Raw genomic sequence first — 18,920 nt, 5'->3', positions numbered from 1 at the left:
GACTTTAGTTAAAGATTAAGACTGAAATACACCCTAAATAATTCAAGTTGCAGGAAGGCGGCAATTGAGCGCAGCCAACGCACATGCAGCTTGAAGTATGATGGGTCTAAAGGCATTTATTCAGGCCAATTCACCTTTAACCAAAGGAACAAAACGCACGGCCTCTACCGTCTCAATTTGGAATTCATTGTTACGGCGTTGCACACATTTCAAGGTTTGAGCCTGCTCCCCAACGGGAAGAACTAATATCCCACCTTCATCCAATTGTTCAAGTAAGGCACTTGGAATTTCTGGTGGAGCTGCTGTGACAATGATCGCATCAAATGGCCCGCGTGATGCCCAACCTAACCAGCCATCACCATGGCGGGTGGAGACATTATGCAGATCCAGTTGCTTTAGGCGACGCTTTGCCTGCCACTGTAACCCTTTGATTCGTTCAACTGAACAGACATGTTCGACTAAATGCGCCAAAATTGCGGTCTGATAGCCAGAACCGGTACCTATCTCTAATACCCGAGAAGTCGGTGTCAATTGCAACAATTCGGTCATCCGTGCCACCATGTACGGCTGAGAAATAGTTTGCCCTGAACCTATAGGTAGAGCTGTATTCTCATATGCCTTATGGGACAACGCCTCATCAACAAAACGCTCGCGCGGCACCGCTTCGATCGCCTGTAACAAGCGCTCGTCGTGAATACCTTGCTGACGTAACAGCATCAACAATGTCTGCATGCGTTTATTTACCATTCCTCGTCACCCTAGGTGTTTTAACCAGTAATGTTGGCTAACCAGTTTTCAACCACGTCTTGCGCCGCATAGGCGGTTAAATCAACTTGAAGTGGTGTTATAGAAACATAACCTTGTTCAATCGCAGCAAAATCAGTGTCCGGTGCTACATCAAATTTCTCCCCCGGCGGCCCAATCCAATAGAGATCTTGCCCCCGTGGGTCCTGCTGACAAAATACCTGCTCTGCTGGATGGCGACTACCACAACGTGTGACTCGAATACCTTTAATTTCAGATAAGGGTAAGTCAGGTACATTAATATTAAGTATCTTACCGGTACGCAACGGCTTTTGTTGTAAAGCACGCAATAAACGGCAAGTGACTGCTGCTGCCGTAGCATAATGCTGATGACCGTTGAGTGACACGGCCAGAGCAGGAAAGCCTAAATGCCGCCCTTCCATTGCGGCGGCCACCGTGCCGGAATAGATAACATCATCCCCCAGGTTCGGGCCTGCGTTGATACCGGAAACCACAATGTCGGGCCGGGGGCGCATTAACGCATTTACTCCGAGATAGACACAATCTGTCGGAGTACCTTGCTGCACGGCAATATCGCCATTGGATAATGTGGTAATGCGTAATGCACAGTCCAAAGTCAGTGCATTGGAAGAACCGCTGCGATTACGATCTGGGGCGACGATTTGTACCTGCGCAAACTCGCGCAATGCAGCGGCGAGCGCTTGTATCCCTGGCGCAGAAATACCGTCGTCGTTACTCAGCAATATCCGCAGCATCGGCATTATCCTGATTCATTATTTCCCTTACCACACTGGTGGCAAAACTGCCCGCGGGTAGCCAGAAGCTGAGTTCAAGGGTTACGTCATCCCACCAGCTCCACACCATATTCTGTGGCTTTAGCAGTACAGCCCGGCGAGCACCCTCAACACGTTCACGCTTAATCAACGCCAGTAATTCACTTTGATCCGCTATACATGACTGCTCAAAAGCCAATGCTTCATCCTGCGTACCCAGTTCGCCGTCGCCTGGCAGTGGGGCCGTCACATTCAATTCACCCGCATCAACACGCTGCTGTAACGCCACCAATTCATCAGCACTGGCCACAAACCAACTGCCACGACCAGTTAACTGTAAAGCATCGCCTGTCAGCACCGTGGTTGCTTGCTGTTGCGCCAGACGGCAACTGCTAATCAGGTTGAACATTGCACTACGGCTAGCGGACAAGTAAAAGCTACGTTTACTGCGCTCTTTGACCCGAATCTCATTATTCGCCCACAGACGAGCCTGCACCAGATTATTACCACCACGGCCAAACCGTTGGCTGCCAAAATAGTTGGGCACTCCCTGTGCGGCAATTTGCTGCAACCGTTGTTCTACATCCTGACGATCAGTGATATGACGCAACACCAGGGTAAAAGCATTGCCTTTCAGTGAACCGATACGCAGCTTACGTTTCTGCCGCACAGCTTCCAGCACTTCACACCCTTCCAGCTCGAACGTAGCGAGATCCGGTGCTTCTTTGCCCGGTAGGTGCAAACAGAACCACTGCTCTGTGACAGCGTGGCGATCTTTCAAACCCGCATAGCTCACTAAACGCGGATGAAGCTTGGCAAAACGCGCCAGATAGTCAGCAACAAATTGCGTATTACAGCCATTTTTGCGAATACGGATCAGCAAATGTTCGCCTTCGCCATCAGGTTCAAAGCCTAAGTCCTCAACCACCACAAAATCTTCGGGATTGGCTTTTAAAATGCCACTCGCTTTGGGTTTGCCGTGCAGCCAGGTTAGATTTTCCATGTCCATCGTTATGCCTTAACCCTGTTATGCTTTAACCAAAAGCGCCACTGCTTCACATGCAATACCTTCACCACGGCCAGTAAAACCAAGTTGTTCCGTGGTGGTAGCTTTTACGTTGATATCATCCATATGACATTGTAGGTCTTCCGCCAAATGCACGCGCATTTGCGGGATATGGGGAGCCATTTTAGGTGCCTGGGCAATAATGGTAATGTCCAGATTACCCAGCCGGTAGCCTTTCGCCAGAATACGGCGATAAGCTTCACGCAGCAAAGCACGGCTATCAGCACCTTTAAATGCCGGATCGGTATCAGGGAATAATTTGCCGATATCACCTAACGCAGCCGCCCCCAATATTGCATCGGTAGCAGCATGTAATGCGACATCACCGTCGGAATGTGCCAATAGGCCCATCTCATATGGGATACGCACACCGCCGATAATAAGTGGGCCAGCTCCGCCAAATTTATGAACATCGAAACCATGACCAATTCGCATTAATTGCACTCCTTATAATGCCTTTATTACTTGAGGTTGCAGCAGCATTAGCCGCTCTTACTCACCAGAATCACAATGACTGGGCCAAGCCTGCTGGAATTTACTGGCTGCAACACCCATTAATTGGGCTATTGACGTTGGGTTAAATAAAACTCGGCCAAGGCCAGATCTTCAGGGCGCGTCACTTTGATATTATCCGAACGACCAGACACTAATATCGGATGATAGCCGCAATGTTCTAATGCAGAAGCTTCATCAGTGACCACCGCCCCTTCGCGCAAGGCGCGGGCCAAGCATGTTTTTAATAACTCAAGCGGGAAAAGTTGAGGTGTCAGGGCATGCCACAGCGCTTGACGATCTACAGTATGGGCAATGGCCGGATGATCGCCAATTTGGACAACGGCCTCACTGCGCTTCATGGTGTCACGTACTGGTGCTGCCAGAATACCCCCGACATGGCTATGGTCGATAATCGACAACAACCTTTCAAGGTCATCGAGATGCAAACAAGGACGAGCCGCATCATGAACCAGCACCCACTCAGTCTGCCCTGCACATTGTAAGCCAGCCATCACCGAATCAGCCCGCTGCTCACCACCGTGAACAAGCGTGATCCGCGGGTCCTGCGCAATAGGTAACGTTGAAAACTGCGTATCCTGAGGATGTATTGCCACAATAATCCGCTGGACACGTGGATGCCGAAGCAAAGAAAAAATAGCATGTTCAATGATTGTCTTGCCAGCCACAGTTAAATACTGTTTAGGGCAATCAGCCTGCATACGGCTGCCAATACCTGCAGCCGGTAATACCGCAATGATATCAGGAAGGGAAACTGCAAAATTACTCATTATTTATTATTGCGCGTTATTTGACGACGAAGGGATACCCGCATTACGTCTGGATTGGTCAGGAACCAGACGATAGAAACTTTCGCCAGGCTTGATCATGCCCAGTTCGTTACGTGCGCGTTCTTCGATAGCCTCTTGACCACCATTTAAATCATCAATTTCAGCAAATAGCTGATCGTTCCGAGCTTTAAGTTTGCCGTTATTGGCCTCTTGCAGCGCCACGTCATCCTTAACCCGAACAAAATCATGAACACCATTCTTGCCCAACCACAGTGAATACTGTAGCCAGCCAAGTAAAATCAGCAATAGTAGTGTAAGTTTTCCCATTCCCGCCCCCTGAAAAACTGCCTATACCGTAAATAATTCGAGTTGCAGGAAGGCAGCAACTGAGCGAGTCCTCAGGAGCTTACACAAGTAAGTGACTGGGGTGAACGAAGACAGCCAACACACATGCAACTTGAAGTATGACGGGTATAATCATCCCACAACTTTTCGTCGGACTCCACTCTGTGAAGGAAATAGGTCATAAAGCTCAGATTAAGGATGATTTCCGGCAAAAATACCATGCAAATCTACAAAATGTCATTAGTTGCTGGTTTTGAGTGCACGGTAACTCCTGCTGTCACTACCTCTTATTGCCCCCCTGCAAATCATGCAGAGATAAACACTGCAAAAACTGTTTTTGGCATTAGCTTATACCAATACTCAAGTTAAAAATGCATATTTAATCTCGTCAAAAACAAATAAACCCCATTACAGTTGAGTTTATATGTATAAAAGTTTATTTTTATGCACTCAAACTGCATAAATAAAAAATGTACCTTAACTCGTTGCTACTTTTTACCGGGAGATTCACATGTTTAAACGTTTAATGCTGGTCGGAACTTGTCTGGCCGCCGTATTGTCTGCGGGTAGCGTTGTTGCAGCCGAGCCGACTTATGTTGTCGGTTCCGGTGGTACCTACCGCCCATTTGAGTATGAAAATAGCCAAAAACAACTGGAAGGTTTTGATATAGATATCATCAAAGCTATCGGTAAAGCTGAAGGTTTTCAGGTCAAATTGGTGAATACGCCTTGGGAAGGGATTTTTGCCACATTAGGCTCCGGTGATCGCGATATCATCATTTCGGGTATCACCATTACCGATAAACGTAAACAAATGGTTGATTTTTCAGATCCTTATTTCCCTGCCGAACAAACTATCGTCGTGGCTAAAGGCTCTAAAGTTGATTCCATTGCGGCACTGAAAGATCTGAATGTTGGCGTGGTGAACTCAAGCACCGGCGACATCGTGGTATCCGATGTTCTGGGTAAAAACAGCACTGCGATCAAACGCTTTGATAACACGCCACTGATGCTGCAAGAACTCTACGAAGATGGCATCGCTGCCGCCGTAGGTGATGTAGGTGTCGCCAAGTTCTACCTGAAAACTCACCCGGAAAAAGCATTTGAACTGGTTTCCGATACCAAGTTTGAGCGCCAATATTTCGGTATTGCGGTGGCGAAAGGTAATGAAGAATTGCGCACCAAAATCAACAGTGGTTTGCAGAAAATCATTGCTGACGGCACTTACGCCAAAATCTATGAAAAATGGTTTGATGCACAGGTACCAACACTGCCAGCCGCAACCCAGCCAGCAAAATAACCCTTTCTTATATACGCCACCGCTGCGTGAATGCGCGGTGGCTTGATTGACCGGATCACCCTATGTCAGGATTTCGTTGGGAAATCATTCAGGAATACGCCCCACTGTTTATGGACGGTGCCTGGATGACAATTAAGTGCACCATTATCTGTGTGATTTTGGGCACAACCTGGGGGTTAACCCTCGGTCTGGGCCGTCTGGCGCAAGCGCCTCACGGTATCTGGAAGCCAGTATTGTACTATTTCGTTCAATGGCCAGTACGCATCTATATTAGTGCTATTCGTGGCACACCCTTATTTGTGCAGATAATGGTGGTGCATTTCGCGCTGGTGCCACTGTTTATTAACCCACGGGATGGCATTCTGGTCACCAATGGCATTATGTCTTCTGATTTTGCCAGAATGCTGCGCTCAGATTACGGTGCTTTTTTATCCTGTGTCGTGGCTATCACGCTGAACGCGGGTGCTTATGTTTCTGAGATTTTCCGCGCGGGTATTCAGTCAATTGATCGCGGCCAGATGGAAGCCTCGCGCTCATTGGGAATGAGCTACGGCAAAACGATGCGCAAGGTTATTCTGCCTCAGGCTTTCCGCCGGATGTTACCGCCACTGGGTAACAATGCCATCGCTATCGTAAAAGATTCATCGCTGGCCTCTGCGATTGGCCTGGCTGACTTAGCCTATGCTGCTCGCACCGTTTCTGGTGCCTATGCGACTTATTGGGAACCCTACCTGACTATCTCACTGGTTTATTGGGTTATCACATTCTTACTTTCGCTATTAGTGCGGCATATGGAAAAGAGGTTCGGTAAAAGTGATTCACGTACATAACCTACAAAAACAATTTGGCGAAACCCATGTGTTGCGTGGCATTTCTTGCGACATTCAGCCAAAAGAAGTGGTTTGCATCATTGGCCCATCCGGTTCGGGTAAAAGCACCTTTTTGCGCTGTATTAATGCGTTGGAGACGTTATCCGGGGGAGAAATAACCGTTAATGGTTTTGAGATCCATAAGCCGAAAACCGATCTCAACCGGATGCGCGAAAGTGTCGGCATGGTGTTCCAACGTTTTAATCTCTTCCCTCATATGACGGTGTTGGAAAACCTAACCATGGCACCTATGGATGTTAAAAAGCTGCCACGAGCACAAGCCATAGAACGGGCTGAATTGTTGTTACGCAAGGTGGGATTACTCGATAAGATTGATGCCTATCCCAGCAGTCTTTCTGGCGGTCAACAGCAACGCGTTGCCATTGCCCGAGCCTTGGCAATGGAACCTAAAATCATGTTGTTTGACGAACCGACTTCAGCGCTGGACCCGGAGTTAGTCGGTGAAGTGCTAGCGGTGATGAAAGCATTAGCACTGGAAGGGATGACCATGGTGGTAGTGACTCATGAAATGGGCTTTGCCCGAGATGTGGCCGACCGGGTGCTGTTTATTGATCAAGGGGTGATACAGGAAGAGGGGCAACCGGAAAAAATCTTTACCGCCCCTACTAATCCGCGAACTCAGGCATTTCTCAGTAAGGTGCTTTCAGCGCAAGGGTAAACGGTTACCCATTGAAGATGTTACAAATTGAAGCGGGTTATTATCAGGTGAAACCGAATAGCCCGCCGATTTGCTCACCAACCAGTAAGAAATGAAAACAGCATCCAGAATAAACACAATACTGCAATACCACTCCCACCAATGGTAAATAAGAGATTACCGCGCGATAACACACTCAAGGCAATACCTACCAACACTGAAACCGGCATCAGGGCCAGAAAGAACGGCCAAGTGTACAGCAGGAAGAAGACGGTATTGGGACCATAGACAAAGAAAGGTATCGCAAACGCCAGCCAATAGAAAACAAAGCCTGTAACGCCACCGAGAAAGGAGTATGACGGCTCCTCCCTTTCCCGCTGTTCGTCGATAATAATTTGGGTGATATTCTGCATAGCAATCCTGTGGGCACAGTTTACCAGCACGCTCTAAGGGCGTTTTGCCGATAGCCATTAGTATAGATACCCAGCGTAATTAGCGTTACAGGTAGGCAGCAAGCTAATACATCCCGATGCGCTTACACAGTCAAGTGATTCGGGTGAATGCGTGCAGCTAACGGCCCTGTAGCTTCAAGTACAAAGGGTATCATTTAGGATTTGATAATAGCTCGACCACGCAGTACGTCTAACAATTGTTCAATCAAATTTGTTACTAATTGTTCACCCGGCAAATGAATATCAGCGTGTTCGGGTGATTCATAAATAGAGTCGATGCCAGTAAAATTTTTCAGCTCGCCAGCACGGGCTTTTTTGTACAAACCTTTAGGGTCACGGGCCTCACAAATAGCCAACGGTGTATCGACAAATACCTCAATAAACTGGCCTGATGCCAACATATCGCGCACCATTTCCCGCTCAGCCCGATGAGGTGAGATAAACGCCGTCAGCACCACCAACCCGGCATCTACCATCAGTTTGGCCACCTCCCCGACGCGACGAATATTCTCGCGCCGGTCAGTATCAGAAAAACCCAAATCACGGCATAAACCATGGCGCACATTGTCGCCATCCAGTAAGTAAGTGCTAACACCGCGAGCAAACAGTGCCTGTTCCAGCGCACCGGCAAGGGTAGATTTCCCTGAGCCAGATAAACCGGTAAACCACAGCACCACCCCTTGGTGCCCATGCTGTTGCTCCCGATCCTCTCGGGTCACCGCATGGGGATGCCAGATGATATTCTCATCAGCTGGCAGAGCGCCCGATTCATTAACATCATGCGTTTTCAACGGATCGGCGTACAAGTTATTTACCCCCTAACAGATCACGCGCGCCCCAGTGTGGGAAATGGCGGCGAACCAAAGCATTCAGTTCTAGCTCAAACGTACTGAATTCAGTATTTTCCTGATAAACCGACGCCAGCGTTTCGCGGATTAACCCCGCACCAACAGTGACATTAGTCAGCCGATCAATAAAGATCATGCCACCGGTATCCCGGTTGCGTTGATAGCTGTCGAGCACCAGCGGTTCATCAAATGCCAGTTCAACCAAACCAATACCATTAAGCGGCAGGCTGTCAACTACCCGCTGGGTCAATGAGTTGATTTCCACCTGATATTGAATATTTTCCACCCGCGCACGGGTCTTTTTCCCCGCTACTTTGATGTCATAACTTTGTCCAGCCACTAACGGCTGTTCCGCCATCCACACCACATCCACCAGCGCATTTTGCGCCGCTGTTAAGGTTTCACTGGCATCAACCAATAAATCGCCACGGCTGATATCCACTTCATCAGTCAGCACCAAGGTTATGGCTTCGCCAGGGATGGCTTGCTCCAAGTCACCATCAAAAGTAACAATGCGCGCCACACTTGATTCCACACCGGACGGCAGCACTTTTACTCTCTGCCCAACGCGCACCACACCGGCAGACAAGGTGCCAGAATAACCACGAAAATCCAGGTTTGGCCGGTTAACATACTGCACCGGGAAGCGCAGCGGCTGCTGCCGGCTGGCATTGACCACATCAACACTTTCCAGCACTTCCAGTAGTGTCGGGCCGGAATACCAATTCATTTTCTCGCTCGGTGATGCCACATTATCGCCATCCAGCGCAGATAGAGGGACAAACTTGATGTCGAGATCCGTGGGTAATTGCTCGGCAAAACTCAGGTAATCTTCTTTAAATTGTTCGAAGACGCTTTCCTGATATTCCACCAAATCCATCTTATTCACCGCCACTACCAAATGGCGGATCCCCAGCAATGTAGCGATAAAGCTGTGACGGCGAGTTTGATCCAACACCCCTTTGCGGGCATCGATCAACAAAATCGCCAGATCGCAGGTAGAAGCCCCGGTCGCCATATTGCGGGTGTATTGCTCATGCCCAGGCGTATCTGCGATGATAAATTTGCGTTTCTCGGTTGAGAAATAGCGATAAGCCACATCAATGGTGATGCCCTGCTCACGCTCGGCCTGCAAGCCATCAACCAATAACGCCAAATCCAATTTTTCACCCTGAGTGCCAATACGTTTACTGTCAGTGTGCAGCGTTGATAACTGATCTTCATAGATTTGGCGGGTATCATGCAGTAAACGCCCAATCAGGGTGCTCTTACCGTCATCCACACTGCCGCAGGTCAGAAAACGCAACATCGTTTTATGCTGTTGGGCATGCAGGTAAGCTTCTACTCCCCCCTCGTTGGCAATCTGCTGGGCGATAGAGGTGTTTTGTAAAATCATCGATTTGTTCTCTGAAACTGGCAGCTCATCAACAACGGGCTGATCTTGTAATTTCGTGCTCATTGGGCGCTCCTCAGAAATATCCCTGACGCTTTTTAAGCTCCATCGAGCCGGATTGGTCACGGTCGATCATTCGACCCTGGCGTTCACTGGTAGTAGAGATAAGCATCTCTTCGATGATGGCAGGTAAAGTTTCAGCCTCGGACTCTACCGCGCCAGTCAATGGCCAACAGCCCAAGGTGCGAAAACGCACCATCTTCTGAGTAATGACTTCACCCGGTTGTAAATCAATTCGGTCGTCATCCACCATCAGTAACATGCCATCACGCTCAACCACCGGACGAGGCTTTGCCAGATACAGTGGAACAATGTCGATTTTTTCCAAGAAGATATATTGCCAAATATCCAGCTCAGTCCAGTTGGACAGCGGGAACACGCGGATACTTTCGCCTTTGTTAATTTGGCCGTTGTAGTTGTGCCACAGTTCCGGGCGCTGATTTTTTGGATCCCAGCGATGGAAGCGGTCACGGAACGAATAAATACGCTCTTTGGCGCGGGATTTCTCTTCGTCACGCCGGGCGCCACCAAATGCAGCATCAAAACCGTATTTGTTCAGCGCTTGCTTCAAGCCTTCGGTTTTCATGATATCAGTGTGTTTGGCGCTGCCGTGAACAAACGGGTTAATGCCCATCGCTACCCCTTCCGGGTTGCGGTGGACCAGTAGCTCGCAGCCAAATGCTTTAGCGGTACGGTCGCGAAATTCATACATCTCGCGAAATTTCCAACCGGTATCCACATGCAATAACGGGAATGGCAAATTACCGGGGAAGAATGCCTTGCGCGCCAAATGCAGCATCACAGAGGAATCCTTACCGATAGAATAGAGCATCACCGGATTACCGAATTCAGCGGCCACTTCACGGATGATATGGATACTCTCCGCCTCCAATTGCCGCAAATGAGTGAGTCGTTTTTCGTCCATAACAGATCCTTTATGCCAAATTCACGACTGACGGGCTGATAGCCTGTTCAGTCTGTGGTTGTTGCCCAAACCAGGCGATTTGGTGATGTAAATCCACCACTTCACCGATAACCAGCAGTGCTGGGGTCGGCGCCTGATGTGCTAATGATTCCAGTTGGGCCAGTGTGCCCGTCAGAACTTGTTGGTCAGCACGGGTTCCCCGGCCAATTACCGCTACAGGGGTGGTGCTTGCCCGACCATGGGCTATGAGCTGACGGCTAATCTCGGCGGCTTTCACTGTTCCCATATAAATCGCCAAAGTTTGGCGGCCTCGAGCCAGTGCCTGCCAATCCAAATCATCGCCATCGGCGCGGCAATGCCCGGTAATAAAGGTCACGCTCTGAGCATAGTCACGATGCGTCAGGGGGATACCCGCATAGGCTGTCGCCCCACTTGCCGCCGTCACTCCCGGCACCACCTGAAACGCGATGCCCGCACGCGCCACCATTTGCAGCTCTTCACCACCACGGCCAAAGATAAACGGATCACCGCCTTTCAGCCGCACTACCCGTTTCCCCTGCTGCGCCAGCGAGACAAGTAATTGATTGGTTTCTTCCTGTGCTACCGAGTGTGCTCCTGCCCGTTTGCCGACACAGATACGTTCAGCGTCACGCCGTACCAGATCCAACACTTCCGGGCTGACTAAATGGTCATATAACACCACATCAGCCTGCTGAATCACTTGCAGACCACGTAATGTCAGCAAACCTGCACAACCAGGCCCCGCCCCCACCAAAGCAACCTCACCCTGAGTGCTGCGCTGCCCCTCCAGCTCTCGTTGTAATTCCTCTTCGGCTTGGGCTAACTGACCACGGCTAATCAGACTCGCAAAGCGGCCACTAAACGCATTTTCCCAAAAGCGACGGCGCTCTCCCATCGAGGCGATATGCTGTTTAACCCGACCACGCCAGCGCCCGGCAACGGCGGCCATATCACTCAGGCTGGCCGGTAGCAGGGCCTCTAACTTCTCACGTAGTAAACGCGCCAGCACCGGAGCTTGACCGGCAGAGGAGATAGCCACCACCAGAGGGGAGCGATCGACAATCGACGGGAAGATAAACGAGCAGCGGGGTTGGTCATCAACCACGTTAGCCAAAAGATGTCGCTGATCCGCAGCAGTAAAAACAGCGGCATTCAGCACGGTATCGTTCGTGGCGGCAATCACCAAAAAAACATCATCCAACTGTTCCGGCAAGAAAACCTTTGCCAGCCAGTTAATGCGGCCATCCTGATGCTGTTGTTCCAGTTCAGATGAAAGAGTCTGTGCCACTACCCTCACCTGTGCACCCGCGCGGTGGAGTAATTCAATTTTTCGCGCAGCGACTTCGCCGCCGCCAACAACCAATACTGGGCGCTGTTTCAAGTCGGCAAATAGAGGTAGATAGTCCACAACGTCCTTCAATTACATGATAAAGCGTAGGGTGACTATAGGGGGGGGGCATGGCCTTATGAAATGACGAAAAGTAATTACAAGTTCCATAATGATATATAGGCGTAACAGCATGGCTTGCAGCTAAGTTAGCCAATTCGCACTCAGGGCGATTTTCTTACTTACTGACATAAAATTTCTACACTTTAGGAAGTATACAAATTGTCTATTGGTGTAGACAGTTTCATACTAAGCACCGGAAAGAGCTGTATTGTCCATGCTGCGAGGCATGGCCCAGACTATAACAAGGATATTTCGGTATGTTTTCCCGCCGTCGCCTAAAGTGGGCACTATTCACCCTGTGTTTCAGTACCGTCTTACCGTTGCATGCCGCTACGACTCAGGCCGTTGGTCGAATCGCTGAACAACAAATCCGCCATATCAGCACCTACTTTCCCGGCCGTATGGCGGGTAGCCCGGCAGAATTACTGGCTGCTGAGTATATCAACCACCGTTTTCAGCAAATGGGTTATCAAAGCAACCTGCGGGGTTTTAATACCCGTTATCTGTATACCAGTAAAAACGGTAAACCAAGCTGGCACACACTGACTGCCACCTCGGTGATTGCCGCTCGCAACATGACAACTCTCGATAAAAAGCAGGTGACTGGCAAAGCGGATGACCAGAAACAGATAATTATCATGGCGCACTTTGATACCTACACACCGCAAAGTGATAAAGATTTAGATAAGAATCTGGGTGGGCTGACGCTACAAGGGGTCGATGACAATGCGGCAGGGGTCGGCGTTATGCTGGAACTGGCTGAACATCTGAAAGACACACCATTGCGCTATGATTTGCGTTTTGTGGCACTCAGCGCCGAGGAGATAGGTGCACAAGGTGCCGAGAACTATCTGCAACGAATGAGTAAAACGGAGAAAGCCAACACACTGCTAGTGATCAACTTAGATAGTCTGATAACCGGTGACCGGCTCTATTTTAATGCCAGTAACCAGCCCACAGCCATTGCTGCAAGGGATCAAGCACTTGCGTTGGCACGTCGGTATGGCATTACTGCCGCCACAGTTAAAAACCAGATTAGCTCCCCCTGTAGGGCGGATAAAAATATCTTCTATAGCGCCGGATTACCGGTGTTGTCTGTCGAAGCAAGCAACTACAGCCTGGGTAACAAAGAGGGTTGTCAGCAACGGGCCATCAGTAGCCACTTTCCTCAAGGTATAACCCGTCATCAAAGCCAGCTAGATAACTTAAATTATCTGGATAAGTACTTACCGGGTCGTATTAGTAAACGTTCACACGATAGTGTGAAAATATTGTTGCCCCTGATACAAGCGCTCGCTGCCGATAAAAAATAATATGGGCTTTGCGTAACTTCGCGCAAAACACCGATAAAAACCAATAAATTCAACGTCAGGGTGATCATTATGATCGCCCTTTTTCGTGCTTTTCACGTATAACTCTTGGTGGGTATGGCACCCATAATTAATTGACTCAATCTCGCTGGTAGGTATGATACCCACCAGCGACTCACCAGGAGGTCACATGGAGAGTGGCGAATTAATAAAGCGATTGCAGGATACGGGCTGGCAAATCAGGGGTTGTAAAAAAACCAATGGCGGTAGCCATGTCACGATGTGCAAACCGGGTGTACGCAAGATCATTACGCTGCCCCATCCGCGCAAGGATACATCCAAAGGTGTTCTGCGGCAGGCTCAGCAGATTGCCGGAATTAAATTGATTTAAACAAAGCCGCATACCCTAAATCATTCAAGTTGCTGGAAGGTGTGAAATCACCCACTGGGAACCGCCTCCACACATACGGTTTGAATGATGGCGGGTATAAACGCTTAGGGAGTTAACCATGATCTACCCTATTTTTATTTTCAGTACCACTGAAGGATTCGATGGATATTTTCCCGATCTTGACGGTTGTTTCTTTGCTGGCAATACCTTTGCCGATATCAGTAAAAATGCCGAAGAAGCCTTTGCTGTTCATATTGAAGCACTGATGGATGAAGGTTTTCCATTACCCACGCCCCCGAAAGATCCACAACGTTACATTGGGGATCCCCGGTTAAAAGAAGAAGGGGGGATTTTGGGGTTTGTTGAGATTGATCCGGCCAAATATGAAAGTAAGGCGGTCAAATTCAATCTGACCATGTCGCAAAATCTGCTGACCGCCATTGATAAGTTTATCGCCACACACCGGGGTTATAAGAACCGTAGCCAATTTCTGGCTGAATTGGCACGTGAGAGAATCATCAGCTAATAGATAATGAAAATGAGGGCGCAGGCAGCGCCCTCAGACCACAGACAAATTCAAATAAAGGGAGAACGTGCAGTTGGGTGTAGCCGTTACGCATCAATCGCCGGAGCGCCCATCGGGGGCGGTCTACTTTTCACTCACTGAGCTGTAACACTCACAGGGCTATAAATAGCGTTGATATTAGCCTCAGCCTTCATGCAGGCCGCATTCGCGTTTCAAACCAAAGAAGCGAGTTTCCTCTTCGCTCATTCCCGGTTCCCATTTACGGGTGGTATGAGTATCCCCAACCGATAAGTAACCCTGTTCCCAAAGAGGGTGATAGCTCAGGCCATTTTGAGTCAGATATTGGTAAATCTGCCGATTGTCCCAATCGATAATCGGTAGCAACTTGAAGACACCGCGCTGAATGGCTAACACCGGTAGCTGCGCCCGGCTGCCTGATTGTTCACGGCGAAGACCAGCAAACCACGTTTGAGCCCCCAGCGTTTCCAACGCCCGATTCATGGGTTCCACTTTGTTCAGGTCATTGTAACGTTCAATACCCTCGACTCCTTGCTCCCACAATTTACCGTAACGGGCTTCCTGCCAAGCCGAGCTATGAGGGGCACGAAATACCTGTAAGTTAAGTTGAAGCTTCTCAGTCAAGTCATCAATAAACTGATAAGTTTCTGGGAATAGGTAACCGGTATCAGTAAGAATTACTGGAATATCAGAACGTTGCCGCGTAACAAGATGCAAACAAACGGCGGCCTGAATACCAAAGCTGGAAGAAAGTACAAACTCGCCCGGTAGATTTTCCAATGCCCAGCTCACCCGCTCTTGCGCGGTTAAATGCTCAAGTTGACCGTTAACCAGTGCCAGTGCCGCCGCTTGTTCTGCTTTCGGCAGGGCATTAAGTTCACTCAAGTTAAATTGGCTCACACCGCCTCCTGTACGTCATAAAAATCACGGGCTGAATCAATCACTGGAGCAATTACACCAACGCGAATCACAAAGTCACCGAAACCTTCATCAGCATGGCGCTCTTTTGCCCAGCGCCCAACCAACTGATCGGTAATTGACAGAATTTCATCTTCGGTGATGTTTTCACGATACATCCGCGGTATCCGAGTGCCTTCCCGGTTGCCACCCAGATGCAGGTTATAACGACCAACGGCTTTACCCACCAGCCCTACTTCTGCCAGTAAAGCACGGCCACAGCCGTTCGGGCAGCCAGTAACTCGCATCACAATATGTTCATTGGGCAAACCGTGTTGCTGCAAAATACCTTCAATACGGGTAACAAACTCTGGCAGGAAGCGTTCAGCTTCTGCCATAGCCAATGGGCAGGTTGGGAATGAAACACACGCCATGGAGTTCTCACGCTGCGGGCTGACACTGTCATCCATCAAGCCATGCTCACGGGCCAGCGCCTCAATACGGGCTTTATCTTTTTCCGGCACCCCTGCCACAATCAGGTTCTGATTCGCAGTTAAGCGGAAATCACCCTGATGGATTTTAGCAATTTCTGCCACACCGGTTTTCAGGCTACGGCCAGGATAATCTAGCAAACGGCCATTTTCGATAAACAGGGTTAAATGCCATTTTTTATCGATCCCTTTGACCCAGCCAATACGATCGCCACGACCAGTAAATTGATAAGGTTTAATAGCCCCGAAACTGACGCCTGCGCGCTTTTCAACTTCCGCTTTGAACGTTTCTACCCCTACTCGCTCCAACGTATATTTGGTTTTAGCATTTTTGCGATCAGTACGATTGCCCCAATCCCGCTGCGTGGTAACAACCGCTTCAGCGATAGCCAGCGTGTGTTGCAGCGGAATGTAACCAAATTCACTCGCTTTACGGGGATAGGTATTCTTATCACCATGAGCAATGGATAACCCACCGCCTACTAACACGTTAAAACCAATCAGTTTGCCTTTATCAGCGACAGCCACAAAGTTGAGATCGTTGGCGTGTAGATCCACATCATTTTGCGGCGGAATAACAACTGTGGTTTTAAATTTACGCGGTAAATAGGTCGCGCCGAGAATCGGCTCCTCATCGGTGGTCGCCACTTTTTCCGCATCCAACCAAATTTCGGCATAAGCGCGAGTACGCGGCAGCAAATGCTCAGAAATCTTTTTCGCCCATTCGTAGGCTTCCTGATGTAGCACCGATTCCACCGGGTTCGACGTACACAGTACATTACGGTTTACATCGTTTGCCGTCGCCAACGCATCCAGCCCCAATTGATTAAGCAACTGATGGGCCGGTTTAACATTACCTTTCAGAATGCCATGGAACTGGAATGTCTGGCGATTGGTGATACGGATACTGCCGTATAAGGTGTTATCCGCCGCAAACTTATCAATTCCCAACCATTGCTGTGGGGTAATAATCCCCCCCGGCAAGCGGCAACGTAGCATCATGGCATGACGTGGTTCCAGCTTCTGCTCGGCGCGTTCGGCGCGGATATCACGGTCATCCTGCTGGTACATACCGTGGAAGCGGATTAACAGGAAGTTGTCGCCATTGAAACCACCCGTTAGACCGTCATTCAAGTCTTTGGCAATGGTCCCACGCAGGAAATTGCTTTCCGACTTCATACGTTCGCCATCAGACAGTTTTCCAGTAACGACTAATGGTCCTGGGTGTTTTTCATTCATCAGTACACATCCCGCTGATAACGGCGCGCCAGGCGCAGCTCACTTAAATATTCATCAGCCTGCTCGGTATCCATTGCACCGTGCAGAGCCACCACGTCCAGTAAAACCTGCTCAACGTCTTTGGCCATGCGGTTAGCATCGCCACAGACGTAAATGTGGGCACCTTGTTGTATCCAGTTCCACAGTTCTGCGCCCTGTGCACGCAGTTTGTCTTGTACGTATATTTTATGGGCCTGATCGCGCGACCAAGCCAGATCAATGCGGGTCAGCAAGCCGTCTTTAACATAGCGCTGCCATTCAACCTGATAGAGGAAATCCTCGGTGAAATGAGGGTTGCCAAAGAACAACCAATTCTTGCCACTCGCACCATCGGCCTCACGCTGTTGCATAAAGGCGCGGAAAGGTGCAATACCGGTACCGGGACCAATCATGATAACTGGCGTTTCCGGGTTAGCAGGCAGGCGGAAGTTATCGTTATGTTCGATAAAGACACGAATATCACCCTCCACTTCCAGCCGATCAGCCAAATACCCTGACGCCCCTCCGGTACGTGGTCGCCCATCAATGTCATAGCGCACCACACCCACAGTGATATGTACTTCGTTTTCAGTCTCAGCCTGTGAGGAAGCAATGGAGTACAAACGCGGCGTCAGTGGCCGTAACAGCGCAATCAACTGATCAGCATTGAGATCAGACGGGGCCTGTCTAACCATATCAACGATCGGGGTATTTTTGGCATATTGTTGCAGCGCCGGTTTATCTGCCAGCAGCGCAATCAGCTTCTCATCACGGGAAAGTGCCGCATACTTATCAACGATCAGCGTCGTATTTTGTGTCAGTTCAAAATGGCTGCGCAATGCCTGCGCCAGTGGCAGATTCTGCCCGTCGACACTGACCTGTTCGTCGCCTTTAAGCCACAACAGAGCGAGTAGCTCGTCTACCAGGGCCGGGTCATTATCAAACCAGACCCCCAGTGCATCACCGGGTTGGTAACGCAGACCTGAATCGGCTAAATCTATTTCAATGTGGCGGACATCTTTTTCGGAGTTACGGCCTGTCACTTTCTGCTGTACCGATAATTGCGCGGTCAGTGGTGCCGTTTTGCTGTATGGGCTGGACGTTATTTCATCCACGACACCACTTTGCGTTACCGCCGCCGCAGTTGCCGATTGTGCCGGCACCCGAGCCTGTAACACTGCAACGATCTGCTGACGCCACTGCTGTGCCGATTCCTGATATTCCACATCCGCATCGACACGATCCAATAAGCGCTGAGCACCAAGTTCCGCCAATTTGCTGTCGAAATCTTTACCTGCTTGGCAAAAGTGCTCGTAAGAGGTGTCCCCTAATCCAAACACAGCAAAGGCGGTTTCCGGCAACTTAGGCGCTTTTTTAGAGAATAAGTATTTGTGCAATGCAACCGCTTCTTCCGCGGGTTCACCTTCGCCCTGAGTGGAGGCAACGATAATTAATAGGCGTTCTTGTGCAATTTGCTTAAACTTATAATCACCCGCATTGACCAAATTGACATTAAGTTTAGCCGCCAGAAGGTCATCACGTAGCTGTTCCGCCAAGCGGCGTGCATTACCTGTCTGAGAGGCAGAAATAAGGGTAATCGTCAGCGCTGGCGGAGCCACTGCCGCTGGGGTTGCAGCCACACCTGGCTGTTGATTAACCATGCCCCAGAAATAACCGGACAACCATGCCATTTGGGTTGGGGAAAACTCACCAACCGCCGCCTGTAAGCGGGCTAACTGCTCCGGCGATAGCGGAAGTAAAGAAGTAGGAGGAACCTGAGTCGTCATTGCAGTACGCATTCCCTTAAGCTTTAGCCAGTGTC

At 49.5% G+C, this 18,920-nt stretch carries 20 protein-coding genes; 6 read left to right on the top strand and 14 right to left on the bottom strand.

Features of this window, described 5'->3' with window-relative positions:
• Nucleotides 1–120: 120 nt before the first annotated feature.
• The 6 genes from Q2T72_RS04300 to ftsB all read right to left on the bottom strand — a co-directional run bounded on the left by Q2T72_RS04300 (nt 121) and on the right by ftsB (nt 4,214).
• Nucleotides 121–747, bottom strand: coding sequence for a protein-L-isoaspartate(D-aspartate) O-methyltransferase (locus Q2T72_RS04300; protein ID WP_050086457.1), 627 nt, complete (start codon nt 745–747; stop codon nt 121–123).
• Between the two features lie 20 nt (nt 748–767).
• Nucleotides 768–1,520, bottom strand: a complete 753-nt coding sequence (gene surE / locus Q2T72_RS04295) for a 5'/3'-nucleotidase SurE (RefSeq protein ID WP_083160391.1) — start codon at nt 1,518–1,520, stop codon at nt 768–770.
• On the bottom strand, nt 1,498–2,547 hold the full coding sequence (truD, locus tag Q2T72_RS04290; RefSeq protein ID WP_083160393.1) for a tRNA pseudouridine(13) synthase TruD: 1,050 nt from the start codon (nt 2,545–2,547) through the stop codon (nt 1,498–1,500). Before truD ends, surE begins: the two co-directional genes overlap by 23 nt.
• Before the next feature lie 18 nt (nt 2,548–2,565).
• Nucleotides 2,566–3,039: a 2-C-methyl-D-erythritol 2,4-cyclodiphosphate synthase gene (gene ispF, locus Q2T72_RS04285; protein ID WP_083160395.1), complete on the bottom strand. Its 474-nt coding sequence runs from the start codon at nt 3,037–3,039 to the stop codon at nt 2,566–2,568.
• Nucleotides 3,040–3,167: 128 nt separating this feature from the next.
• Nucleotides 3,168–3,887 (bottom strand): 2-C-methyl-D-erythritol 4-phosphate cytidylyltransferase, encoded by a 720-nt coding sequence (ispD, locus tag Q2T72_RS04280; protein WP_372568706.1) that lies wholly within the window; start codon nt 3,885–3,887, stop codon nt 3,168–3,170.
• Between the two features lie 6 nt (nt 3,888–3,893).
• Nucleotides 3,894–4,214, bottom strand: coding sequence for a cell division protein FtsB (gene ftsB / locus Q2T72_RS04275; protein ID WP_083160397.1), 321 nt, complete (start codon nt 4,212–4,214; stop codon nt 3,894–3,896).
• Nucleotides 4,215–4,743: 529 nt separating this feature from the next.
• Between ftsB and Q2T72_RS04270 the strand changes: the two genes are divergently transcribed.
• The 3 genes from Q2T72_RS04270 to Q2T72_RS04260 all read left to right on the top strand — a co-directional run bounded on the left by Q2T72_RS04270 (nt 4,744) and on the right by Q2T72_RS04260 (nt 7,080).
• A complete protein-coding gene (locus Q2T72_RS04270; RefSeq protein ID WP_372558063.1) occupies nt 4,744–5,532 on the top strand; it encodes a basic amino acid ABC transporter substrate-binding protein in 789 nt (262 codons plus the stop codon).
• 62 nt (nt 5,533–5,594) lie between these two features.
• Entirely contained in the window at nt 5,595–6,362 is a 768-nt protein-coding gene (locus tag Q2T72_RS04265; protein ID WP_005181636.1) for an amino acid ABC transporter permease, read from the top strand.
• Complete coding sequence (locus Q2T72_RS04260) at nt 6,346–7,080, top strand: amino acid ABC transporter ATP-binding protein (protein ID WP_083160401.1); 735 nt, start codon at nt 6,346–6,348, stop codon at nt 7,078–7,080. Before Q2T72_RS04265 ends, Q2T72_RS04260 begins: the two co-directional genes overlap by 17 nt.
• A 74-nt stretch (nt 7,081–7,154) precedes the next feature.
• Here the strand turns inward: Q2T72_RS04260 and Q2T72_RS04255 are convergent, their stop codons facing one another.
• The 5 genes from Q2T72_RS04255 to cysG form a co-directional block, all read right to left on the bottom strand.
• Entirely contained in the window at nt 7,155–7,472 is a 318-nt protein-coding gene (locus Q2T72_RS04255; RefSeq protein ID WP_083160403.1) for a DUF3561 family protein, read from the bottom strand.
• A gap of 194 nt (nt 7,473–7,666) precedes the next feature.
• The gene (cysC, locus tag Q2T72_RS04250; RefSeq protein ID WP_372568705.1) at nt 7,667–8,317 is read right to left on the bottom strand and encodes an adenylyl-sulfate kinase; all 651 of its coding nucleotides are present in this window, start codon (nt 8,315–8,317) and stop codon (nt 7,667–7,669) included.
• A gap of 1 nt (nt 8,318) precedes the next feature.
• Nucleotides 8,319–9,818, bottom strand: a complete 1,500-nt coding sequence (gene cysN / locus Q2T72_RS04245) for a sulfate adenylyltransferase subunit CysN (protein ID WP_193784722.1) — start codon at nt 9,816–9,818, stop codon at nt 8,319–8,321.
• Nucleotides 9,819–9,828: 10 nt separating this feature from the next.
• Nucleotides 9,829–10,737 carry a sulfate adenylyltransferase subunit CysD gene (gene cysD, locus Q2T72_RS04240; RefSeq protein ID WP_004706274.1) on the bottom strand — a complete coding sequence of 303 codons (909 nt, stop codon included), beginning with the start codon at nt 10,735–10,737 and terminating at the stop codon, nt 9,829–9,831.
• Nucleotides 10,738–10,747: 10 nt separating this feature from the next.
• Nucleotides 10,748–12,166 carry a siroheme synthase CysG gene (gene cysG, locus Q2T72_RS04235; RefSeq protein ID WP_372568704.1) on the bottom strand — a complete coding sequence of 473 codons (1,419 nt, stop codon included), beginning with the start codon at nt 12,164–12,166 and terminating at the stop codon, nt 10,748–10,750.
• Between the two features lie 299 nt (nt 12,167–12,465).
• Here cysG and Q2T72_RS04230 point away from each other — a divergent pair, with 299 nt between their 5' ends.
• The 3 genes from Q2T72_RS04230 (at nt 12,466) to Q2T72_RS04220 (ending at nt 14,435) form a co-directional block, all read left to right on the top strand.
• Nucleotides 12,466–13,521 (top strand): aminopeptidase, encoded by a 1,056-nt coding sequence (locus tag Q2T72_RS04230; RefSeq protein WP_372568703.1) that lies wholly within the window; start codon nt 12,466–12,468, stop codon nt 13,519–13,521.
• 187 nt (nt 13,522–13,708) lie between these two features.
• Nucleotides 13,709–13,909: a type II toxin-antitoxin system HicA family toxin gene (locus Q2T72_RS04225; protein WP_005181624.1), complete on the top strand. Its 201-nt coding sequence runs from the start codon at nt 13,709–13,711 to the stop codon at nt 13,907–13,909.
• A gap of 118 nt (nt 13,910–14,027) precedes the next feature.
• Entirely contained in the window at nt 14,028–14,435 is a 408-nt protein-coding gene (locus tag Q2T72_RS04220; protein ID WP_005181621.1) for a type II toxin-antitoxin system HicB family antitoxin, read from the top strand.
• A 183-nt stretch (nt 14,436–14,618) separates the two neighbouring features.
• Here the strand turns inward: Q2T72_RS04220 and Q2T72_RS04215 are convergent, their stop codons facing one another.
• From Q2T72_RS04215 to cysJ, 3 genes are read right to left on the bottom strand one after another with little or no spacing between them, the layout of a single operon-like run.
• Nucleotides 14,619–15,353: a phosphoadenylyl-sulfate reductase gene (locus Q2T72_RS04215; protein ID WP_372568702.1), complete on the bottom strand. Its 735-nt coding sequence runs from the start codon at nt 15,351–15,353 to the stop codon at nt 14,619–14,621.
• Nucleotides 15,350–17,080 carry an assimilatory sulfite reductase (NADPH) hemoprotein subunit gene (cysI, locus tag Q2T72_RS04210; RefSeq protein WP_372568701.1) on the bottom strand — a complete coding sequence of 577 codons (1,731 nt, stop codon included), beginning with the start codon at nt 17,078–17,080 and terminating at the stop codon, nt 15,350–15,352. Before cysI ends, Q2T72_RS04215 begins: the two co-directional genes overlap by 4 nt.
• Nucleotides 17,080–18,885 (bottom strand): NADPH-dependent assimilatory sulfite reductase flavoprotein subunit, encoded by a 1,806-nt coding sequence (cysJ, locus tag Q2T72_RS04205; RefSeq protein ID WP_372568700.1) that lies wholly within the window; start codon nt 18,883–18,885, stop codon nt 17,080–17,082. Before cysJ ends, cysI begins: the two co-directional genes overlap by 1 nt.
• Between the last annotated feature and the right edge of the window lie 35 nt (nt 18,886–18,920).

Origin of the sequence: Yersinia sp. 2466 StPb PI, assembly GCF_041538325.1 — a bacterium.
GTDB lineage: Bacteria > Pseudomonadota > Gammaproteobacteria > Enterobacterales > Enterobacteriaceae > Yersinia > Yersinia enterocolitica_E.
The sequence above is the reverse complement of the archived record's forward strand: the minus strand, read 5'-3'. Positions and strand labels throughout refer to the sequence as shown.

What these genes read in the sequence shown, in the direction of transcription:
- cysJ (WP_372568700.1), bottom strand. Translation starts at nt 18,885, where the DNA reads ATGACGACTCAGGTTCCTCCTACTTCTTTACTTCCGCTATCGCCGGAG.
- Q2T72_RS04300 (WP_050086457.1), bottom strand. Translation starts at nt 747, where the DNA reads ATGGTAAATAAACGCATGCAGACATTGTTGATGCTGTTACGTCAGCAA.
- surE (WP_083160391.1), bottom strand. Translation starts at nt 1,520, where the DNA reads ATGCTGCGGATATTGCTGAGTAACGACGACGGTATTTCTGCGCCAGGG.
- Q2T72_RS04265 (WP_005181636.1), top strand. Translation starts at nt 5,595, where the DNA reads ATGTCAGGATTTCGTTGGGAAATCATTCAGGAATACGCCCCACTGTTT.
- truD (WP_083160393.1), bottom strand. Translation starts at nt 2,547, where the DNA reads ATGGACATGGAAAATCTAACCTGGCTGCACGGCAAACCCAAAGCGAGT.
- Q2T72_RS04225 (WP_005181624.1), top strand. Translation starts at nt 13,709, where the DNA reads ATGGAGAGTGGCGAATTAATAAAGCGATTGCAGGATACGGGCTGGCAA.
- ispD (WP_372568706.1), bottom strand. Translation starts at nt 3,887, where the DNA reads ATGAGTAATTTTGCAGTTTCCCTTCCTGATATCATTGCGGTATTACCG.
- Q2T72_RS04220 (WP_005181621.1), top strand. Translation starts at nt 14,028, where the DNA reads ATGATCTACCCTATTTTTATTTTCAGTACCACTGAAGGATTCGATGGA.
- cysD (WP_004706274.1), bottom strand. Translation starts at nt 10,737, where the DNA reads ATGGACGAAAAACGACTCACTCATTTGCGGCAATTGGAGGCGGAGAGT.
- cysN (WP_193784722.1), bottom strand. Translation starts at nt 9,818, where the DNA reads ATGAGCACGAAATTACAAGATCAGCCCGTTGTTGATGAGCTGCCAGTT.
- Q2T72_RS04270 (WP_372558063.1), top strand. Translation starts at nt 4,744, where the DNA reads ATGTTTAAACGTTTAATGCTGGTCGGAACTTGTCTGGCCGCCGTATTG.
- ispF (WP_083160395.1), bottom strand. Translation starts at nt 3,039, where the DNA reads ATGCGAATTGGTCATGGTTTCGATGTTCATAAATTTGGCGGAGCTGGC.
- Q2T72_RS04230 (WP_372568703.1), top strand. Translation starts at nt 12,466, where the DNA reads ATGTTTTCCCGCCGTCGCCTAAAGTGGGCACTATTCACCCTGTGTTTC.
- Q2T72_RS04255 (WP_083160403.1), bottom strand. Translation starts at nt 7,472, where the DNA reads ATGCAGAATATCACCCAAATTATTATCGACGAACAGCGGGAAAGGGAG.
- ftsB (WP_083160397.1), bottom strand. Translation starts at nt 4,214, where the DNA reads ATGGGAAAACTTACACTACTATTGCTGATTTTACTTGGCTGGCTACAG.
- cysI (WP_372568701.1), bottom strand. Translation starts at nt 17,080, where the DNA reads ATGAATGAAAAACACCCAGGACCATTAGTCGTTACTGGAAAACTGTCT.